Consider the following 17343-nt stretch of genomic DNA (forward strand, 5'->3'; position numbering starts at 1 on the left):
GGAGTTCAGCACATGAACCAAACGAGACAAGAAAGCTACCTGAACCGAATTGAACGCGTTTTATCTTTTATCGCAGATCATTTAGATGATGATTTTGATATGGATGATTTGGCGGATGTGGCCTGCTTTTCGGCCTATCATTTTCATCGGATATATCGGGGGCTGGTCGGTGAAACCGTGACCCAAACCGTGCGGCGTTTACGTCTGCAACGTGCGGCAAGCGATTTAATCCGCAGCAGTTCCGATCTTGAAGAGATCGCTAAACGTGCAGGATATGGCAGTGTCGAGGCCTTTTCGCGTGCGTTTAAAAGCGCGTTTCAGAAAGCACCTGCTTCGTATCGGGAACATGTGCGTGAAACTCCTGTCTCATTGATCCAGCAAGAAAGGAATGCAGGAATGTTTAACGTAGAAATCAAGGAATTCCCGGCCCGAAGAATGGCAGCAATTGCCCATCACGGGGATTATATGGGTATTAGCAAAGCCTTTGATAAAATCTTTATGTGGGGGATGAAACATCAAAAACTCACCGCAACGACACCGGGGATGGGGCTTTATTATGATGACCCAAGTGAAGTCCCAAGTGATCAATTACGATCTGAAGCCGGGTTCATTGTGGATGAAGAATGTCATGATGAAGAAAATGGTGTACGCACGCTGGATATCCGGGGTGGGCGATATGCGGTTTTGCGCTTTAAAGGATCGTATGCGGAATTGGAACAAGGCTATGACTACCTGTTTGGTACGTGGCTAAACGAGTCCAACGAAACACCTGCTAATGCTCCGGTGATGGAAGTGTATCTGAATGATCCTCAATCCACCCCGCCCAGTGAGCTGCTGACCGAGATTTGTGTGGCTTTACAATAAAAGGTTTGGTTTGAGATTGAAGGTGGCGCCCCTTCAGTCTCAATAATTCAGGCTTTCCCATTCTTGAATAAGGAAGGCAACATGATCTTCTGATCCTGTAATCTCAATCTCGATACCCGTTTCAGTATAACGACGTTCGGTAATGGGGCTGTCGTTTAAAAGGCGTTCCAGCTGGCTGATGCGTTCGAAGGTGGCGCAAAATGTTGTGCTTGCCTGATGTGTAAAATCAGTAAGGTCTGCGATTTCGACAACGGCTTTGACCGCCGCTCCATAAGCCCGGGCCATACCGCCCGTTCCCAGCTTGATCCCGCCGAAATAGCGCACGATGATAACCCCGACATTGACCAATTCATGCCCCTGTAAAACCTTTAACGCCGGCATCCCGGCAGACCCGCTGGGTTCGCCATCATCTTTTGCCCCTTCATGAAGGCGTTTTTCTGTATCAAAAGCGCGAAAGGCGCTGACATGATGATTGGCTTTGGGATGTTCACGTCGCAGCCTGTCCAGTTCACAATCCAGCATAGAATAGGGGAGTAGAAAGGCCAAAAAACGGGATTTTTTTTCTTCTGTTTCGGCAAAGGCGGAATGTTTGATGGTTTTCATGGGGAAATAACAAAAAAAAGAAGGGGAAAACAGGCTAACATTTGCGCTTGAATTGCCCAAGTGCTAAACCTGAATGAGATGAATTTGTCGATCCCACGGTGGGGCGGGCAGTAAAGAAAAGACGAACAGCATGACACGGAAACTTTTTGGCACAGATGGTATTCGCGGAACGGCAAATATCTATCCGATGACGGCAGAAATTGCGATGAAAGTCGGTATGGCAGCAGGGCATTATTTTGTCCGGGGCAACCACCGTCACCGGGTCGTTATTGGCAAGGATACGCGTCTGTCCGGTTATATGATCGAACCGGCCTTGGTATCGGGGTTTGTGGCGATGGGGATGGATGTTTTGTTGGTTGGCCCGATGCCCACGCCTGCGGTTGCCATGTTGACCCATTCCATGCGCTGTGATCTGGGGGTGATGATATCTGCATCCCATAATCCGTTTGGGGATAACGGGATTAAGCTGTTTGGCCCTGATGGATATAAGCTGCCGGACGATGTCGAATTAAAGTTGGAAGAATTAATCGAAAGCGATTTGTCGTCTAAATTTGTATCACCGGAAAAATTGGGCCGTGCAACCCGTTTGGAAGATGCATCCGGTCGATATGTGGAATTTGCCAAAAAGACTTTCCCGGAAGATTTACGTCTTGATGGTCTTAAAATCGTTGTCGATTGTGCCAATGGTGCAGCCTATAAAGTCGCCCCGGCGGTATTGTGGGAACTGGGGGCCGAGGTCATTCCCGTCGGTGTGACGCCGAACGGGTTTAATATCAATAAGGATTGCGGATCAACGGCAACCGATACGCTCAGTCAGCAGGTTGTTACCCATAAGGCGGATATCGGGATTGCCCTGGATGGGGATGCAGACCGTTTGATCATTTGTGATGAAAATGGCGATGTGATTGATGGCGATCAGATTATGGGGCTGGTCACCACCCATTTGCATAAACGTGGATTGTTAAAAGGTGGCGGTCTGGTCGCAACCGTTATGTCTAATATGGGACTGGAAAAATATCTTAAAGATCAAGGTTTGGCGCTGGAACGTACACAAGTGGGTGATCGCTATGTTGTTGAACGCATGCGTGCGGATGGTTTCAATATCGGCGGTGAACAATCCGGCCATATTGTGCTGGGCGATTATGCAACAACCGGGGACGGCCTGGTCGCGGCCTTGCAGGTCTTGGCCGTGATTGTAGAACGCGGCCAACCGACATCACAGGTGTGCCGATTGTTTGATCCTTTCCCGCAAATTTTGAAAAATGTACGTTATGGCAATACGTTCCCGCTGGAAGAAGAAAGTGTTCAGAAGGCGATTGCAAACGGGGAAGATCGTTTGAACGGTGCAGGCCGTGTCCTTATTCGTAAATCCGGCACAGAACCACTGATCCGCGTGATGGCGGAAGGACAAGATCCGGCCCTGGTCGAAGAAGTCGTGGATGATATCGTTGCAGCGGTTGTGCAGGTCTCATGAACGGGCGTGTCTTAATTATTGCAGGTTCGGACAGTGGGGGCGGGGCCGGTATTCAGGCGGATTTAAAAACGGTGACCTGCCTTGGCGGATATGCCATGACCGCCATTACCGCCCTAACGGCGCAAAATACCGAAGGTGTCAGTGCCATTCATGATGTGCCTGTTGATTTTATCAAAGAACAAATCCGTGTCGTTTTAAGCGATATCGGGGCAGACTGTTTAAAAACAGGGATGTTGAGCCAACCCGGTGTAATTCATGCCGTTTGTGATGTACTAGATGAATTGGGGGTGGATCTTCCGATGATCGTTGATCCGGTCATGGTGGCAAAGGGTGGGGCATCGTTATTGGCGGATCAAGCCCTTGAAGCCCTGACAACACGCCTTATCCCACGCGCAACGGTTTTGACGCCCAATGTGCCGGAGGCTGAGAAACTAAGCGGGCTGTCTATCCAGACTCCGGATGATATGAAAGCAGCGGCTGAGATTTTATTTACGCTGGGACCGAAGGCCGTTTTGATGAAAGGCGGTCATCTTGATGAAACAAGCGAAATGGTGACGGATTATCTTTATCTGAATAATGGTCAATGCCATGTTTATGAAGGCGAACGCTTGTTAACCCGCCATACACATGGCACAGGCTGTACAACCGCCTCCGCCATTGCCTGCGGTGTTGCACAGGGTATGTCGATGCCACAGGCTGTGAAACGTGCGAAATCATATGTCTTTGAAGCTATTCGCACGGCCCCGCGCTATGGTCGCGGGCATGGGCCGCTTAATCATGGGCATACTGTTAAACAAGATGAATATCCGTAAATTATTGCGGGTTTTTGATCATCGTCATTTGGGCTATTCTGTTATGGGCATAAGTATGTACGCAACAACAGAGAAAAAGAGCCCTCACCCATGAAGGATGCCTTTGGTCGAACGATTACTTATCTGCGCGTTTCTGTCACGGATCGCTGCGATTTTCGTTGTACCTATTGTATGGCGGAAGATATGTCGTTTTTACCACGACAGGAAATTTTGTCCTTTGAAGAAATGGATCGGATCTGTTCGGCCTTTATTCGACGCGGCGTCACCAAAATTCGTTTAACGGGCGGGGAACCGCTGGTTCGCCATGGTATTATTGATCTTATTGAAAAACTTTCACGCCATTTAAAAACAGGTGATTTGAAAGAACTGACCTTGACCACCAATGGGTCGCAGTTGACGAAATATGCGGATAAACTGTTTGAACTGGGGGTGCGCCGGATCAATGTCTCGTTGGATACCTTAAACAGTGATCGTTTTACAGAAATTACGCGGTTCGGCAAATTGGACAAGGTTCTTTCCGGGTTACAGGCTGCAAAAAATGCGGGCCTTAAGGTCAAGCTGAATACGGTTGCCTTGAAAGGACAAACCGATCAGGAACTGGATGATCTTTTGACATATGTTGCGGATAACGGGTTTGATTTGACGTTTATTGAAACAATGCCGCTAGGGGAAATTGGCGGGTCGCGTGTAGATCATTACTTGCCTTTAACCGAAGTGCGAGATCGAATTGCCCAACGTTGGACCCTTTCTGATACCGATTATGCCACAGGTGGCCCGGCGCGTTATGTGGATGTCAAAGAAACCGGTAACCGGATCGGGTTTATTACACCGATGAGTCACGGTTTTTGTGAAAGTTGTAACCGGATGCGCCTGACCTGCAAAGGGGTGCTTTATATGTGTTTGGGTCAGGATAACAATCTGGACCTGCGCGAAGTGGTGCGTGCCAGCGAAAGCAACGAGCCGTTGCAACACGCCATTGATACGGCTTTGAACCTGAAACCCAAGGGTCATGAATTTATTATAGATGAAAGCGAAGACGGTCCCGCACTTAATCGTCATATGAGCGTGACAGGCGGTTGATCCTGAGTCTATAGTGTGCGCAAAGCTGAATGGGGTTTTGCAAATGTCCGATCCGAAAATAGCCTTCGTTGCCGGTAAATCCGATAGCGCACAGGATGCCATGTCCCGTCTATGTGGAAAGTATGACCATGTGCGCCCGGACAAGGCCGATGTTATCGTCGCCTTGGGCGGGGATGGTTTTATGTTGCGCACTCTTCATAAATATCTGCATTTGAACAAACCTGTCTTTGGTATGAACCGGGGATCCGTCGGTTTCTTGATGAATGAATACCGTGAAAACGACCTGATGGGGCGCATCCGGCGCATGGAAGCCTTTGAACTGCATCCCTTGCGTATGGAAGCCGTTTGCAAAGGCGGCAAGGTTAAGGAAGCGATTGCGTTTAATGAAGTCTCGCTGTTTCGTGAAACCGGACAGGCTGCCCATATCCGCGTCAGTGTGGATGGTGTTGTCCGTTTGGATGAAATGGTCTGCGATGGATTGTTGATTTCCACACCGGCAGGCTCGACAGCTTATAACATGTCGGCATATGGTCCGATCCTGCCGTTGGGGGCAGGGGTGTTGGCCTTAACGGCTATTTCCGCCTATCGCCCAAGACGTTGGCGCGGGGCAATCTTGCCACAAAGTGCGACCGTTGATTTCGAAATTCTAAGCGATGACAAACGCCCGGTCGGTGCGTCTGCCGATTTTAATGAATTTCGTGATGTGGTGAAAGTAAAGGTCTATGAAGATCGCAGCCACTTTTCCAACGTCCTTTATGATCCCGAGCATAATCTGGAAGAACGGATTTTGCAGGAACAGTTCATTGGATGATTTTTAGTATTCCAAGGAATGTAATGTACTGATCACAGTGATTTTCTCTTCGCTGAACTGGGCCTTAATAGCTTCCCAGTCGGGTTTGCCATTTTCGACCGTTCGCCGGATCATACGGTTGACCGCATCCCCCAGTGGGCTGGAAGAGGCAAGCGCAACAACCCGGTAATCAATGGAACGTTTCAGGTTTTTGGGCAGAATTAAACGCCAGCCGATCAGGCCTTTTTGTAATTCAGGTTGCAGCAGGCTTTCTCGATCCGCCATCAAAAGGTGCCCGTCTTCGATACGTTGGGCATAAGCCCACATATAGGCGGGGGCGCCGACATTATTGATGGTGATTTCAAGCGCGCATAGACCTTCCAAGGGACTGGCGGGAAAAGCGTTTCCATCACGTGCGAGCGGGATGGTGTTTGGTTCTGTACAACCTTTGTCATCGTTTGCGCGCAGTTCGGATATACCGATTTTTAAACTGCCGGAACGTAGGGCGATGATATTGTCTTCAAATTGTAGATAAAGTCCGACTAAAAGGGCTGTAATGCAGGCAACAAGGGCGATGATTTTTGCCATGCGATGGTCTTTGATGGGTGCCGGTGCATTCGGGTCTGGTTTGTAAAGGTCGATTTCTTCGTTTTCATCAACGTCGTCGCCCGCATCTTCAGCCGCAGCGGCTTTGTCTTCTTCGAGTTTGGTATAGACATCTTCCAGATCGAAACGGTTCAGGACTCGCTTGACTGTGATAATGGATTCAAGGCGCAACATATCGCCGTCGATGTTCATACGCTCCAAAAAATCGTCATCGGGAACAAGCCCGGCCCCACCTGGAATAAAACAGAAAATGCGAACATCATCTGCACGCAGGCGCTCAAATAATTCTTTGGAGGCCAGCAATTTTTCTTCGATATGGTCAACGGGGCGAACATTTAAATCCCGATCGACTTCGCCGCTGAGCCAAATGGCATTGAGCACTTTATCATCGCGCGAGGCCAATTGGTTTTCCTGAAACAGGGCATGGGCAACAAAGGCACCAAGTTGCCAGCTGTTTCCGTCTGTAATTGGTTTGTCCACATCCATGCGAAAGGCAGAATGTTGGTAGGAACGCTGGATAACACCGGTTGGTTCTTTGACAAAACTGTCGTAGGCGCGCGAAATCGGCAAGGCCTTGGCTGTTCCATCCAGACAGACAACGCTGCGCACATTCGGGTCTTCCCGCGTGATGCGTTGTACTTCGACGGGGCCCTCTGTGGTGGCTATATAAATTCTAATCGACATTACCGCAGAATGACGTCAACTTTCGGTTTGCGCAAGGCTTTGACGATATCATCTTGTGTAGATAATAAAATCTGCGCTTCCCCGTCATAAAAATCCTCAATAACAAGGCGATGAACGGGGCCGTTTTCTTCCTCGACAAACAAAAGAGAGGGAGAATCGTCACGGTCTTCGCTTTGAATTAACAGGTAGATTTGACTTTCATCGGCTTGTGAAGGTCGCAGTGTTATGACAAAACCGTCACCTTCGCGGCGTTCGATTTGCCCTGAACTTGCCGCCGCCGCGCGCATCATTGTTGCAATGGATTGCTTGTTGAGCAGGCGTTTCAGATCACGACGGACGTGTAGGTTAGAAGATAAAGCATCTTTTAGTGCAGAGGAAGCAACGTGATCACCCTGATTGGCATAGGCATATAATTCGCTGAACCCGATGATATGATGAGGTTCATCGTTCTTTTGCGTCAGGATATCGAAATGATCAAGCATGTGGAAAATGGTTTCTGCATGTTTGGGTATGGTTTCTGTCATCGCTTATCCTCTCGCATAGATTTTGTCGAACTGTCCGCAAAAAACGGCGAGATCGTGTGAAAATTGTTTTTGCCAATTGCCTTCTGCCAGCCGAATTTGGTCAAGACGTTCAAGGAAGGCTTCGATATCGCGCGCGACATCCAATAAAAGGGATGCCCCTAAGGAGAAAGCCTGAACAAGATCGGGAGATTGCGACAGATCGTCTTTAAAGCCTTTGCGCGATAATCCGCTATAGGCTGTTTGCGCATTCTGCATAAGTTGGGCGATGTCTTGACCAACGTTTTCGCTGTTTTGCACCAGTTCGATGAAATGATCGGCAATTCGTTTAGAATGCAGGTGAACAACATTGTCCTGATCTGTGGTCGTGTCCAGCCCCAAATGTTGGGATAAGGGAGACATGTCAATATTTGGATTAAGTCTTAACATGATTGAAATTGTTTCATGAGAGCGTGCCAATGCCAAAGCATGCAGGCTGGCATAGACGCTACGTTCAATATGATTACGTAAGTTTTGATAGGTGATTTGACGATCTTGATAGGTTTCTTCCGGTCCCTGTGCGATGATCTCTTTTAACTGGCGTGCATTTTGTTGGCGACGCAGGGCTTGTGTTAATTTGGCTTGAGATTTGGTGAAAATGTTGGCGCGTAAAATGGACAGTGGTAAACGTAATGCCAATTCCCCGGCCCCCAACAGGTTTTCAAGATGGGCACATTCCTGCTTGTTCAGGAATTTGACACGATCAACTGGGGGGGAGCCTAATTGCATCAGGGGTGATATGGTTTCTGATACGCTATCCAATGTCTCAGAAAGAATATCCGGGTCGATTTCGCCAGCTTCACGTTCAGAACCGATTGTACCGGCGTAATTCAGGGCCATAAGGCTGCGGGCACTTTCTACCGCCTGAATGGCGCGGATGAAAGTTGATAAAACACTGTCAAAGGTTTTGAAATCGACCCCTTTATCCTCATCAATCGAAGCCTCTTGCCAGAAATTTAAAATCATAGAGTCGTCAATTGCATCGACATCATCTTCGCAGAAGGCGAGAATTTTACGAAATTTCCGTTGAGATTGGGCGGTGGGTAGATGTTCGCGTAAATAGGCATAGACAAGACGCGACAGGGCATTGGCGGCTTCGGACACAGATTTGCGATTTAATGCGCCGTTGAGCATGGTTTGGAAAATATCGTCGATATCGCAATAACCCAAGGCGGTGAGTAAAAATTCCATCAAGGCCGACAAGACAGGCATGCGGCTGAACTGAATGGCAAAACCGCCGTCATTATATTGAATTTGCAGACCGTTGGTGTCGATTGTCAGGCGATCCGAATTATCGTTTTGCAGGGTAGAATGGCAATAGTGGCGAAAATTTGAACTATGGGCGGCTCCGCTATCCCAAAACAGGAATTCATATCGATTTTTTTGTGGGGAAAGATCATGGGCGCAGACAATCAGATGGCACAATTCCATGATGGGCGTCGCATAGGTGCGACAAACCACGATCTTGCCAAGTTCGCGACACACGTTGGGGGAAAACTTGGGCTCGCCGTTGGCTTCGCTTTCCGATATTGTGTGTAAAACAGCGCTCAGTTCACTGCTTTTCCCTGATTCCAGCAATAATTCTTCTGATCCCATAACGGTCCGTTCCTTGAATGTCTTTTCGCTATTGTAGTGAAAAACATGTGTTGGTCTAGGTCTGGTCGCATTTTAAGGGAAACTATGAAAGGATTAGAGCGATTTTTTTATTCGCACTCAACGCGATTACGTCCATTTTCTTTGGCGCGATAAAGGGCGCGGTCTGCGCGGCGAATGAGGTCATCTATCGTTCTATCGCCGTCAAGACGTGTGGTCACGCCGAAACTGGCACTGATTGAAAAGGTTATGTTGTCATACGCAATTTTTGTTTCGGCAAGATTTTGTCGCATGCGTTCGGCAATGCCATGGGCTTGGTTGGTAGAAAGGCCGGGGAAAAAGACGGCGAACTCTTCCCCGCCTATACGGGCCAGTTGGCTATCTTGCCCTCTGTTTTTATCATCGCTGTGGCGTGTGGTTTCATTCCAGACGCGGGTAATGGTTTTTAAGGCTTCATCCCCTGCCAAGTGCCCATAAGTGTCGTTTACTTTTTTGAACCAGTCGACATCGAAGGTAAGTAGACTAAATGCTTTTTCTTCCCGGATGGATTTATGAAGGGCAATTTCAGCATTTTGAATAAAGAAACGGCGATTATAAGCCCCGGTCAGTGGGTCGCTGAAGGTGAGTTTACGTAATTCCTCGGCTTGCCATTTCAATTCAGTAATATCTTCCAGAAGAATTTGGATAACCGTTGTGCCCTCCCACGGTAGCCTCCCCGCTGTGACTTGCAAAATCCGTTTTACCCCTGAGGGGACTTGTAAGTGAATTTCAGGAAAACGCACAGGTTTATCTTGTTGAAAAGCGGACATGAACATTTCGGTGCTTTGTTCCCGTATCGAATCTTCAACAAAGTCGAGGATATGTTTCCCGATAATGTCATGGTAATTTTCTTCAAATAAGGCAAGAGCCTGTTGATTGGCGTAGAGAATACCTTGCAACTGATGGATAATAAGACCTGTTGGCATTAAGTCTAGCAGCGCACCCAGTTTTTCCTGAGTGTCGATCAGGGTTTTGTTGGTGAGAAGGGCATCGTCCGTTCCCTGCAGGTCATCAAAAAAATCCAAGTTCAACCCCGTTATCAATTATAGGTTAATATATTTTAAGATAACTCTCCAGAAGGGCTTGTGTAAAATAATCTTTGAAAAACAGAGTAAAAAAAAAGAGAGGCGAACCTCTCTTTTCGAATTTACCAGCTTTGATCATTGCGGGGGCCAAAATCATCCAGAGAGCGATTTGCGGGATTGCCCCGTAGGTCATCGGATAAGTTTTGCCATTTTCCTTGTCCCTGTCTGCGCCCGCGTTCAATCGGGCGTCTCGGTCGATCTGGTTGCAGGTTGTTATCAAAATCGGGTTGGCGGTCCCAGCGGTTAGAGATCAGATACCAAGGGACATTGCGTTCACGACAGGCAATTGCGGTTCCGTTATACCAATCGGAATTGACCATGACACTGTGGCGAAACCGTCGACAATCGCGATCCCGGCGATCCCGGACATCACCGGTGGGACGAATGCGGGCACTGACACCTGCATACCACCTTGTTGTTAAACCGTTTTCAGAAAAAAACAGAGCCTTTTCAATCTCGCTATTCATTTTTGCTTCGTCATGAACATCAAGGTCCAGACCGGCCTCAGAAGACAGAATAGATCCGATATCGCTGCCCATAACTTCGCCGGGACGCAAGGGGCCAGTCGTTTGACAGGCGCTGAGAAAAGCGACTGCTAAAAAGGGGAGAACAAGTTTTTTAATCATCTTACAGACCTCGTCTTTGATATAGGCTTTTCGCATAGCTACGCATCCCAGCTCGCAAAAGTTTTGGTGTCTTTGCTGACGCGCCTTAAATAGGTTTTGGTTTCTGCATAGGGCAGGTTCGCTTGCAGGTGTTGATAAATTTGTTGGGCGTTCATCGTGTTTATTTTTTGAATAGCCGATTTTAATTTCATCTTTCCGGTAAAGGCCTTTGCCACATTGCCGGGTCCGGTGTTGTAGGCGGAAATAATCAGATATTGCCGGGCGAGGTCGTCTTTGACCTTGCCGAAATAACGGGTGTTGAGTAAATGCAGATAGGTGGCCCCCAACATAATATTTTTGTCCGGGTCATAAAGGACATCCACACTGGGAATGACCTGCTTGCCTTTCAGGTAGCTATAGGCCTCTTTTCCACCGCTGGTGGCGACCAGTTGCATCAAACCAAAGGCATTGGCAGGTGAACGTGCGCGTGGGTTAAAAGCGCTTTCGTTTTTTATGACGGATAAAATCAATGCGCGGGGTAAGTCATACTTGGCTGCAACCTTTTCAACAGGGTCTTGTAAGGCTTGTGCACTTAAACGATCCCGGTCTGGGCGTAAGGGGATGGTCAGTCGAGCAAGGCTTGCGCGTTTTCCCTGGGGCAGGGCCTGTTCACGTTTAATAAATCTGGGTTGTGCGCGCGGTGCAATTATTTTTGACAATTCAGAAATACGTGGACGCTCAGGTGTCTGGATTTGCGGGGGCAAGGGGGGGGCTTCTTCGGTTTGCCATTGGCGATCCGGTTTATGTCGTGGGCGTTCTATGCGTTTGGGTGGTGTATTTGTCGGCCAATCATCACGAAAAGAGGCTGTTTTTTCGATAAGTTTGCGACGCAGTGCGGCCCGTTCATTTAACTGTTCGCTATCTTCCAATAAAATATCCTGAAAATCTCGCATCAGGTCGTTCTGATCACGATTGAAACCTTCAACAGACATTTCACCTTTATCATAATCAACGATAATGCGGGTTTTTCGATCTTTACTATAGCCGACCCAGACTTTTGCATCGGGTAATTGACGGCTTTCCCCCCAGATGTCGGCAAGTTCGCGGTCTAGTTCTGCGATACCTTCACGCACCGCCCGGTCAAAGGCTTGATCCGTTTTTTCAAATGTTTCTTCATATTGGCTATCTATTTTATCCAGCCAGTCCTCTTTTGCGCATAGGTCTGGGGATATCAGGAAGCTCGCGGCATAACCGATACAAAGCATGCGATATGAAACAGATCGAATCATTCACTTAATCCAGTGCAACAATCAGGTGGCCTTGTTTCAACGCATCCAAAGCAACGATTTTTTCACCATCGGATTCAGAAAGAACAATGCGGTTATCGGGGGAGACGCGAACGGCCTTTATGATCAACGGGTTTGCGCCACTGATGGTCATTTTTTTTGCTTTGGTGATATCTTTGGCATAATGGATTAATCCGGTATTTGTGCTGGTTTCAGTATCGACGCTATCTTGGGAATAGATTGTTTTGTCTTTTTCATCGATAATTTCCGGTGCAAGGGCTGGAAGATAGAGGGCTTGTTCCAGATCAATAATAATCGCTGTGGTTTCGGTGTTGGTAGAAAGTGGTTTTGCAGACGGATCGGTTTTTTGAGGTAAGTTGAGAGACGCACCCGTTAGGTTTTGTGTGGTTGCCTGACAGGTTGGCGTAATGCAAACCCGTAACGTCACCTCGGCTAAGACGGTTTCGCCCCGGCGTGATGTTTTGTCTTCATGCCAGGTGACCTGTTCAGAAATTTGTCGGGCCCCGCGCAAGGTTCCTTTAATCCGGGTTGCCGCCCTTGTATCCCCACTGCCAAGCGTGCCGATGGTTGTCAACCCTGTGAGGCGAATTCCTTTGATGATTTCTAACAGGCGGGCTTGTGCGGTTGTTCGTGCCGCCTGTTTGGCCATCAGTTCTTCCTGTACGCGATTTCCCATATAACGCGACGAACCTTGCCCGGTGGCCTCAACATAACCGTTCGTCCAATCTGTCACGCCGTCTGGCGTTGCTTCTTGCCAACCGTCCTGTGCATAGGAAGATGCGCACATTCCCAATGTGAAAATTGCCGTAATTAGAAAAGATAGTTTCAAGGTCTCGCCCTCATTCTCGTGTGTATATTTGCTCTATGAAAAGGGGTGAACGGTTTTGTGGAGCAAGGCGGTTATAAATTATAAAAATTGACCGCCTTATTTAAGAGAACTACCACTTATCACCTTCATTGTAGTAACGGCTGCGACGTTTGTTCATTTTGGAAATGGTAAATTCTTTCCCTTGGTAGGTCACGCGGCCCGGCATCCCCAGATATTCAAGCGCACGGACAAGATTGCGTTTGATTTTTCCGGTGTGAAGACGGGTTTTATAAACATATTCGTGTGTTCGACCAAATGTGGCTGCCGGGCGATGGTCGATATAACAGGAAAATTTGGCGAGGATGACATCTTCCATATCCAGCATTTCCTGTTCGGTGAAATTGCGGAAATTCAGGAAAACATCTTGCGAGCGCCCACGACAGCCATCATTGCCTGTACGGCGGGCAACCGTTGTGCCGCCATTTGTTGTTGCTGTGTCTTTTGGGGAAAAATCATCGTCTTGATCATCATAACCGTAATCAACTTCATCTCCGAGTTTTTGAACCAGAACATCGGCGACATCGCGGGCCAGCAGGCGGGCGTTATTGCCAACGGTTTCCAAGATACATTCGCGGTTGCAGTTGACGGGTGCGCGGAAATTACGGGGGGAGGCAATTTCAAAATTCCCCAGGCGGCGACCTGAATGGACATCTAAAAGGCGGCCAGACAGACGAGTGCGTACTTTCGTTGTGTAATCAAGGCGTTCCGCGCTGGCATAAATTTCAAACAAGACGATAATATCGATTGGTGGGCGTTTTACAGCACGTGCAATATCAATCAATTCCGCATCACTGCGCCGGGACCGGCCTTGTGCAAAATCATCCAGTGTAACAGCAGTTTCATCATAGACATCAAAACCGTCCATATTCATGGTTTCGCTGAGTTCATTTAAAACGCGACGAAAAACGCGACTGTCGCGGGGAACAGCGTCCATATCGCCATCTTCACCCATAATCATCAAGTATGGGAGTTCGGCGGCTTGTGCAGCAGGCAAGCGCATGCCAAAAAGAGTGAAGATAGCCAGTGCTATCATTAAAAGTGGTTGTGTGAAACGTGTCATGTTTATCCCCTGAACATACAGATAAATTATTCAAACATCGGGTCGTTAAAACGATAGGTCAGTTGGCGGTTTCGGACTTTGAAATCGAAAGGGATATCACGACTCTGTAAAAGGGCAGATATCTCTGTATTCAATGCACCGGGTTTTAGTAAAGACCAATAGGAAAGGGTGAGAGCATTTTTTTTCTGGTAGGTGGTTTTATGGCGTACATAACCATTTAAATTGGTCAAATCGGTTGCCAGAAATTCTATGAATTTTGGGTCAAAGCGTTGAAAGCTGATCTTGTAATCCTGACCGTCTTCATAGACTTCTTTGTGAAGGACTTCGACAAGAGAGGCCCCGATTTGGGCGCTGGGGCCGTAAATATGTTCTTTAGCCTGCAAAATAATGGCATTGCGATCATTTTGGGTATCTCTGGTCCAATCGGTCATCGCAAAATCAGTTTCGCGTTTGTCGATAGAACGGCCATTGGCAACATCCACGCTTTCAAGACGTAGGGTATAAGGTGTGTTGTGCCCTTTTCGGAGCCCTACGAAAACAATAAAATCTGCATCGTGTTGTTTTGCCCGCTTGATATTGTTTTTGCGGTCTGTGAAACGATAGGTGTTACGGCCTTGAAGACGGGTCACTTCGCTGTCTAGAATTTGGAAATGGAAATCGTCGCGTAATGTGCTTTCGACAGCTTCACTTAAAATTCGAAATTCATCACTCAGGCTGGAAATCGCATCAAAATCATCATCTTGTGCCGCTACTAAAATACGCGGGTGGGATGCCATTTTCATTAAGGTGGCCAAGGCTGTTGCACTGTCTTCAATGCTTTGATCATCGACGTTTGCATCGATTGTTATGTTGAATGTACCTTGCGGGGTGTTTTCTTCTTTTAAAATTTTGTAGTTGCGCACAAAGCCACGCGTATTTGTGAGGATTTGTTGGCGTACAACCTGGAAATTTTCAACGAGAGTATTGCTTTCCAGATTTGTTCCCAAACTCATCTCAACAGCTTGGCGCAAAGCATTGTTTAAGGCTTGCCGTTTGTTAACCCCTTGGGCACTGACTTCTATGCCGTGTGCAACCTGTGGGGACAAGAAGAGTAAAAAGCCAATAAGGGAGAAGGAAAAAAGAAAATCACGCATTGTATAGAAACCTGTCTTCATTTTGCTGTCGTACATCGCGTGTTGTTCTATGGAAAGGCTAGAGAGAAAAAGTAATTACGGACATTATCATTTATATATACACGTTTAAAGTTATCTTTGTTCTGTTTTGATTGTTTTGTTGTGGTGTGATTCGCAATAAAAAAGCCGTAAAGGTCAATTCCTTTACGGCTTTTTTTATAAAGAAACGCGAACGAAGCGTTTTATGGCTTACATGTTTGCTTTCAAGTAAGCGATTACGTCTTCGCGGTCTTGTTCTTTTTTCAGTTTGAAAGTCATTTTGGATTTAACTTTTTCACCAGCTTTATCTGACAGGTATTTGGACGGGTCCATAAGGTATTCCATCAGGGCCGCATCGTCCCAAGAAAGATTACCTGCAGCCGCCAGGTAACCTTTGGAGTATTTGTAACCTTCAGCTGCGCCGCCAGCACGGCCATATGCACCAAACAGGTTCGGGCCTACTTTATGTTTTCCGCCTTCCTCGATGGTGTGGCAAGATTTACATTTTTTGAATACTTTCTCGCCTTTTGCTGCGTCGCCTTCTGCCAGTGCAGATCCGCTTGCAAAAGCTACCATGCCAGCAACGGCCAGAGCTAGAACTTTACGCATACTTAATTCTCCTAAGCTTAGAATTCTGTGAATCGATCGGCGATATATTATCAATCCGTTCGGGTTTGGCAATAGTTTAAAAATGTTCAACTTCAAGTTTTTGCAAAAAGAGTGAGGGAGAATAGCTTGGTCCCTAACTGCTTGTTTGTAAGAGGTTTTAGCAAACCATTTTTGTTCTCTTCAGGGGTATGGAGAGAGCAGAGCGCCATTTTGAACGAGAAAGCACCAAAAAACTGTTTTTTTATGCGCAATGAAAATAAAGAATAGATTGGATTCGGTCTTTATCACGGGATTGGTGACATTTAAAAATCATTGGTATCATCTTTAAGACGGCTCATTTCCTGCCATGTTGTTCTGTTTTTCAAAAAGGCATTCAGACTTTCCCATATTTCCAGAACACTTTGGTCTTTTCTGACTTCTTCCGCCAAGACCTGTTCCCATGCTTGTTTCAGAGGGTCCAAAATATAGCTTGGCATACGTCTGAGGATGACGTCTTGTTTGATAAGCTCGCTTAAGCCTTTGAACTGTTCTTGTGGCGCTTTAGCTAATTCAATGGCGCTACGTTGATCACATGATGTTTTCAGAAGAGATTGACGTTCCTGATCCAGCCGTTTCCAGGCGCGGGTATTGATCAACAGAAAAAGGGGTTGCCCCTGGTTTTGCCAGCCCGGGAAATAATAGTTTTTGGCATAACGGCTGTAGCCTGATTTCACATCCTGTGACGGGGAAGAAAAAATGGCGCCATCCAGTTGTCCTTGGTCGAAAGCGTTTGGGACTTCTTCGGCGGTCATTTCATTTACTTTCGCACCGGCCTTTGCCCAGACTTTTGCACCTAAACCTGTGACACGGATGCGAAGGTCGCTGATTTGATCTGCGTTCTGCAGTTCGTTAACAAACCACCCTGAGGCCTCAGGGGGCAGGTAGCCGCAGACGAGAGCCGTCACATTGTGTTTTGAAAAAATGTTTTTGAGCTTGAGCGTACCGTTGCCAACCTGTAGCCAAGCCATCATGTCGACGGCATTGGGACCGAAAGGAATGGCGGAGAAAAGAGAAAGAGCAGGTTCTTTATCGGCTGCAATGTCTGCAGTAGAAAACAGGGCATCAATTCGGCCTGATGCAATGGCGTTAAATAACCGATCTGCGCCAATGACATCTTTGGCGGGGAGTATCGGTAAGATCATTTTGTCACCCGACAGCAGGGACAGTTGTTTCGAGAATTTTTGAGCTTGTGCACTTACATTGGGATGGTCCGTAGGAAACGGTGGTGCTGAGCGCCAATGGATTGCATCGCCGTCTTGTAATGCAGATAAAACAACGGGGGCTTCTTTATTGTCTCCAGTGAGTTCACGGTCTTTTAAGACGGCTTTGGAGGCTGCATGGCTTTTAATTTTGGGTGTTAAAACCGTCACGCCAAGAACGACGCCTACGACCAAACCGATAACAAGACCGATGACAATGTTACGCATTTCCCTCATCCACTTTATGCGTTGGCGAAACCCGTACCGGGGATCTGGAGTTAAGAAACTAGTTCAAACAATAAAAAACAGCAAGTA

Annotated in this window: 17 protein-coding genes; 5 read left to right on the top strand and 12 right to left on the bottom strand. The window is 47.4% G+C overall.

All coding sequences use genetic code 11. The annotated features are described in order from the left end of the window. Positions 1–12: 12 nt before the first annotated feature. The gene (locus ACI0FF_RS05955; protein WP_419799206.1) at positions 13–864 is read left to right on the top strand and encodes an AraC family transcriptional regulator; all 852 of its coding nucleotides are present in this window, start codon (positions 13–15) and stop codon (positions 862–864) included. A gap of 39 nt (positions 865–903) precedes the next feature. Here ACI0FF_RS05955 and ACI0FF_RS05960 read toward each other — a convergent pair whose 3' ends face one another. Next, positions 904–1467, bottom strand: coding sequence for an IMPACT family protein (locus ACI0FF_RS05960; RefSeq protein WP_419799207.1), 564 nt, complete (start codon positions 1465–1467; stop codon positions 904–906). A 130-nt stretch (positions 1468–1597) separates the two neighbouring features. Between ACI0FF_RS05960 and glmM the strand changes: the two genes are divergently transcribed. The 4 genes from glmM (at position 1598) to ACI0FF_RS05980 (ending at position 5644) form a co-directional block, all read left to right on the top strand. Then, positions 1598–2941, top strand: a complete 1344-nt coding sequence (gene glmM / locus ACI0FF_RS05965) for a phosphoglucosamine mutase (RefSeq protein ID WP_419799208.1) — start codon at positions 1598–1600, stop codon at positions 2939–2941. Continuing rightward, entirely contained in the window at positions 2938–3753 is an 816-nt protein-coding gene (thiD, locus tag ACI0FF_RS05970; RefSeq protein WP_419799209.1) for a bifunctional hydroxymethylpyrimidine kinase/phosphomethylpyrimidine kinase, read from the top strand. The genes glmM and thiD overlap by 4 nt, the downstream gene beginning before the upstream one ends. Before the next feature lie 90 nt (positions 3754–3843). Continuing rightward, positions 3844–4833, top strand: coding sequence for a GTP 3',8-cyclase MoaA (gene moaA, locus ACI0FF_RS05975; protein WP_419799210.1), 990 nt, complete (start codon positions 3844–3846; stop codon positions 4831–4833). 43 nt (positions 4834–4876) lie between these two features. Then, the gene (locus ACI0FF_RS05980) at positions 4877–5644 is read left to right on the top strand and encodes an NAD kinase (RefSeq protein ID WP_419799211.1); all 768 of its coding nucleotides are present in this window, start codon (positions 4877–4879) and stop codon (positions 5642–5644) included. Positions 5645–5647: 3 nt separating this feature from the next. On the opposite strand, the gene ACI0FF_RS05985 is transcribed toward ACI0FF_RS05980, so the two are convergent. The 11 genes from ACI0FF_RS05985 to ACI0FF_RS06035 form a co-directional block, all read right to left on the bottom strand. Then, a complete protein-coding gene (locus tag ACI0FF_RS05985) occupies positions 5648–6913 on the bottom strand; it encodes a hypothetical protein (RefSeq protein WP_419799212.1) in 1266 nt (421 codons plus the stop codon). Beyond that, a complete protein-coding gene (locus ACI0FF_RS05990) occupies positions 6913–7437 on the bottom strand; it encodes a hypothetical protein (protein WP_419799213.1) in 525 nt (174 codons plus the stop codon). The genes ACI0FF_RS05985 and ACI0FF_RS05990 overlap by 1 nt, the downstream gene beginning before the upstream one ends. 3 nt (positions 7438–7440) lie before the next feature. Beyond that, positions 7441–9069 carry a hypothetical protein gene (locus tag ACI0FF_RS05995; protein ID WP_419799214.1) on the bottom strand — a complete coding sequence of 543 codons (1629 nt, stop codon included), beginning with the start codon at positions 9067–9069 and terminating at the stop codon, positions 7441–7443. A gap of 107 nt (positions 9070–9176) precedes the next feature. Further along, on the bottom strand, positions 9177–10130 hold the full coding sequence (locus ACI0FF_RS06000; protein WP_419799215.1) for a GGDEF domain-containing protein: 954 nt from the start codon (positions 10128–10130) through the stop codon (positions 9177–9179). A gap of 122 nt (positions 10131–10252) precedes the next feature. Then, positions 10253–10852, bottom strand: coding sequence for a hypothetical protein (locus ACI0FF_RS06005; RefSeq protein WP_417819790.1), 600 nt, complete (start codon positions 10850–10852; stop codon positions 10253–10255). Positions 10853–10854: 2 nt separating this feature from the next. Next, positions 10855–12084 carry a transglycosylase SLT domain-containing protein gene (locus ACI0FF_RS06010; RefSeq protein ID WP_419799216.1) on the bottom strand — a complete coding sequence of 410 codons (1230 nt, stop codon included), beginning with the start codon at positions 12082–12084 and terminating at the stop codon, positions 10855–10857. A 4-nt stretch (positions 12085–12088) separates the two neighbouring features. Further along, entirely contained in the window at positions 12089–12931 is an 843-nt protein-coding gene (locus ACI0FF_RS06015; RefSeq protein WP_419799217.1) for a hypothetical protein, read from the bottom strand. Between the two features lie 109 nt (positions 12932–13040). Beyond that, on the bottom strand, positions 13041–14030 hold the full coding sequence (locus ACI0FF_RS06020) for a hypothetical protein (protein WP_419799218.1): 990 nt from the start codon (positions 14028–14030) through the stop codon (positions 13041–13043). Positions 14031–14056: 26 nt separating this feature from the next. Beyond that, the gene (locus ACI0FF_RS06025; RefSeq protein WP_419799219.1) at positions 14057–15163 is read right to left on the bottom strand and encodes a hypothetical protein; all 1107 of its coding nucleotides are present in this window, start codon (positions 15161–15163) and stop codon (positions 14057–14059) included. A gap of 228 nt (positions 15164–15391) precedes the next feature. Further along, on the bottom strand, positions 15392–15790 hold the full coding sequence (locus ACI0FF_RS06030) for a c-type cytochrome (RefSeq protein ID WP_419799220.1): 399 nt from the start codon (positions 15788–15790) through the stop codon (positions 15392–15394). A 302-nt stretch (positions 15791–16092) separates the two neighbouring features. Further along, positions 16093–17256 carry a hypothetical protein gene (locus tag ACI0FF_RS06035; protein WP_419799221.1) on the bottom strand — a complete coding sequence of 388 codons (1164 nt, stop codon included), beginning with the start codon at positions 17254–17256 and terminating at the stop codon, positions 16093–16095. Positions 17257–17343 lie beyond the last annotated feature (87 nt).

This window comes from Terasakiella sp. 4MB5A (assembly GCF_050058155.1).
GTDB lineage: Bacteria > Pseudomonadota > Alphaproteobacteria > Rhodospirillales > Terasakiellaceae > Terasakiella > Terasakiella halodenitrificans.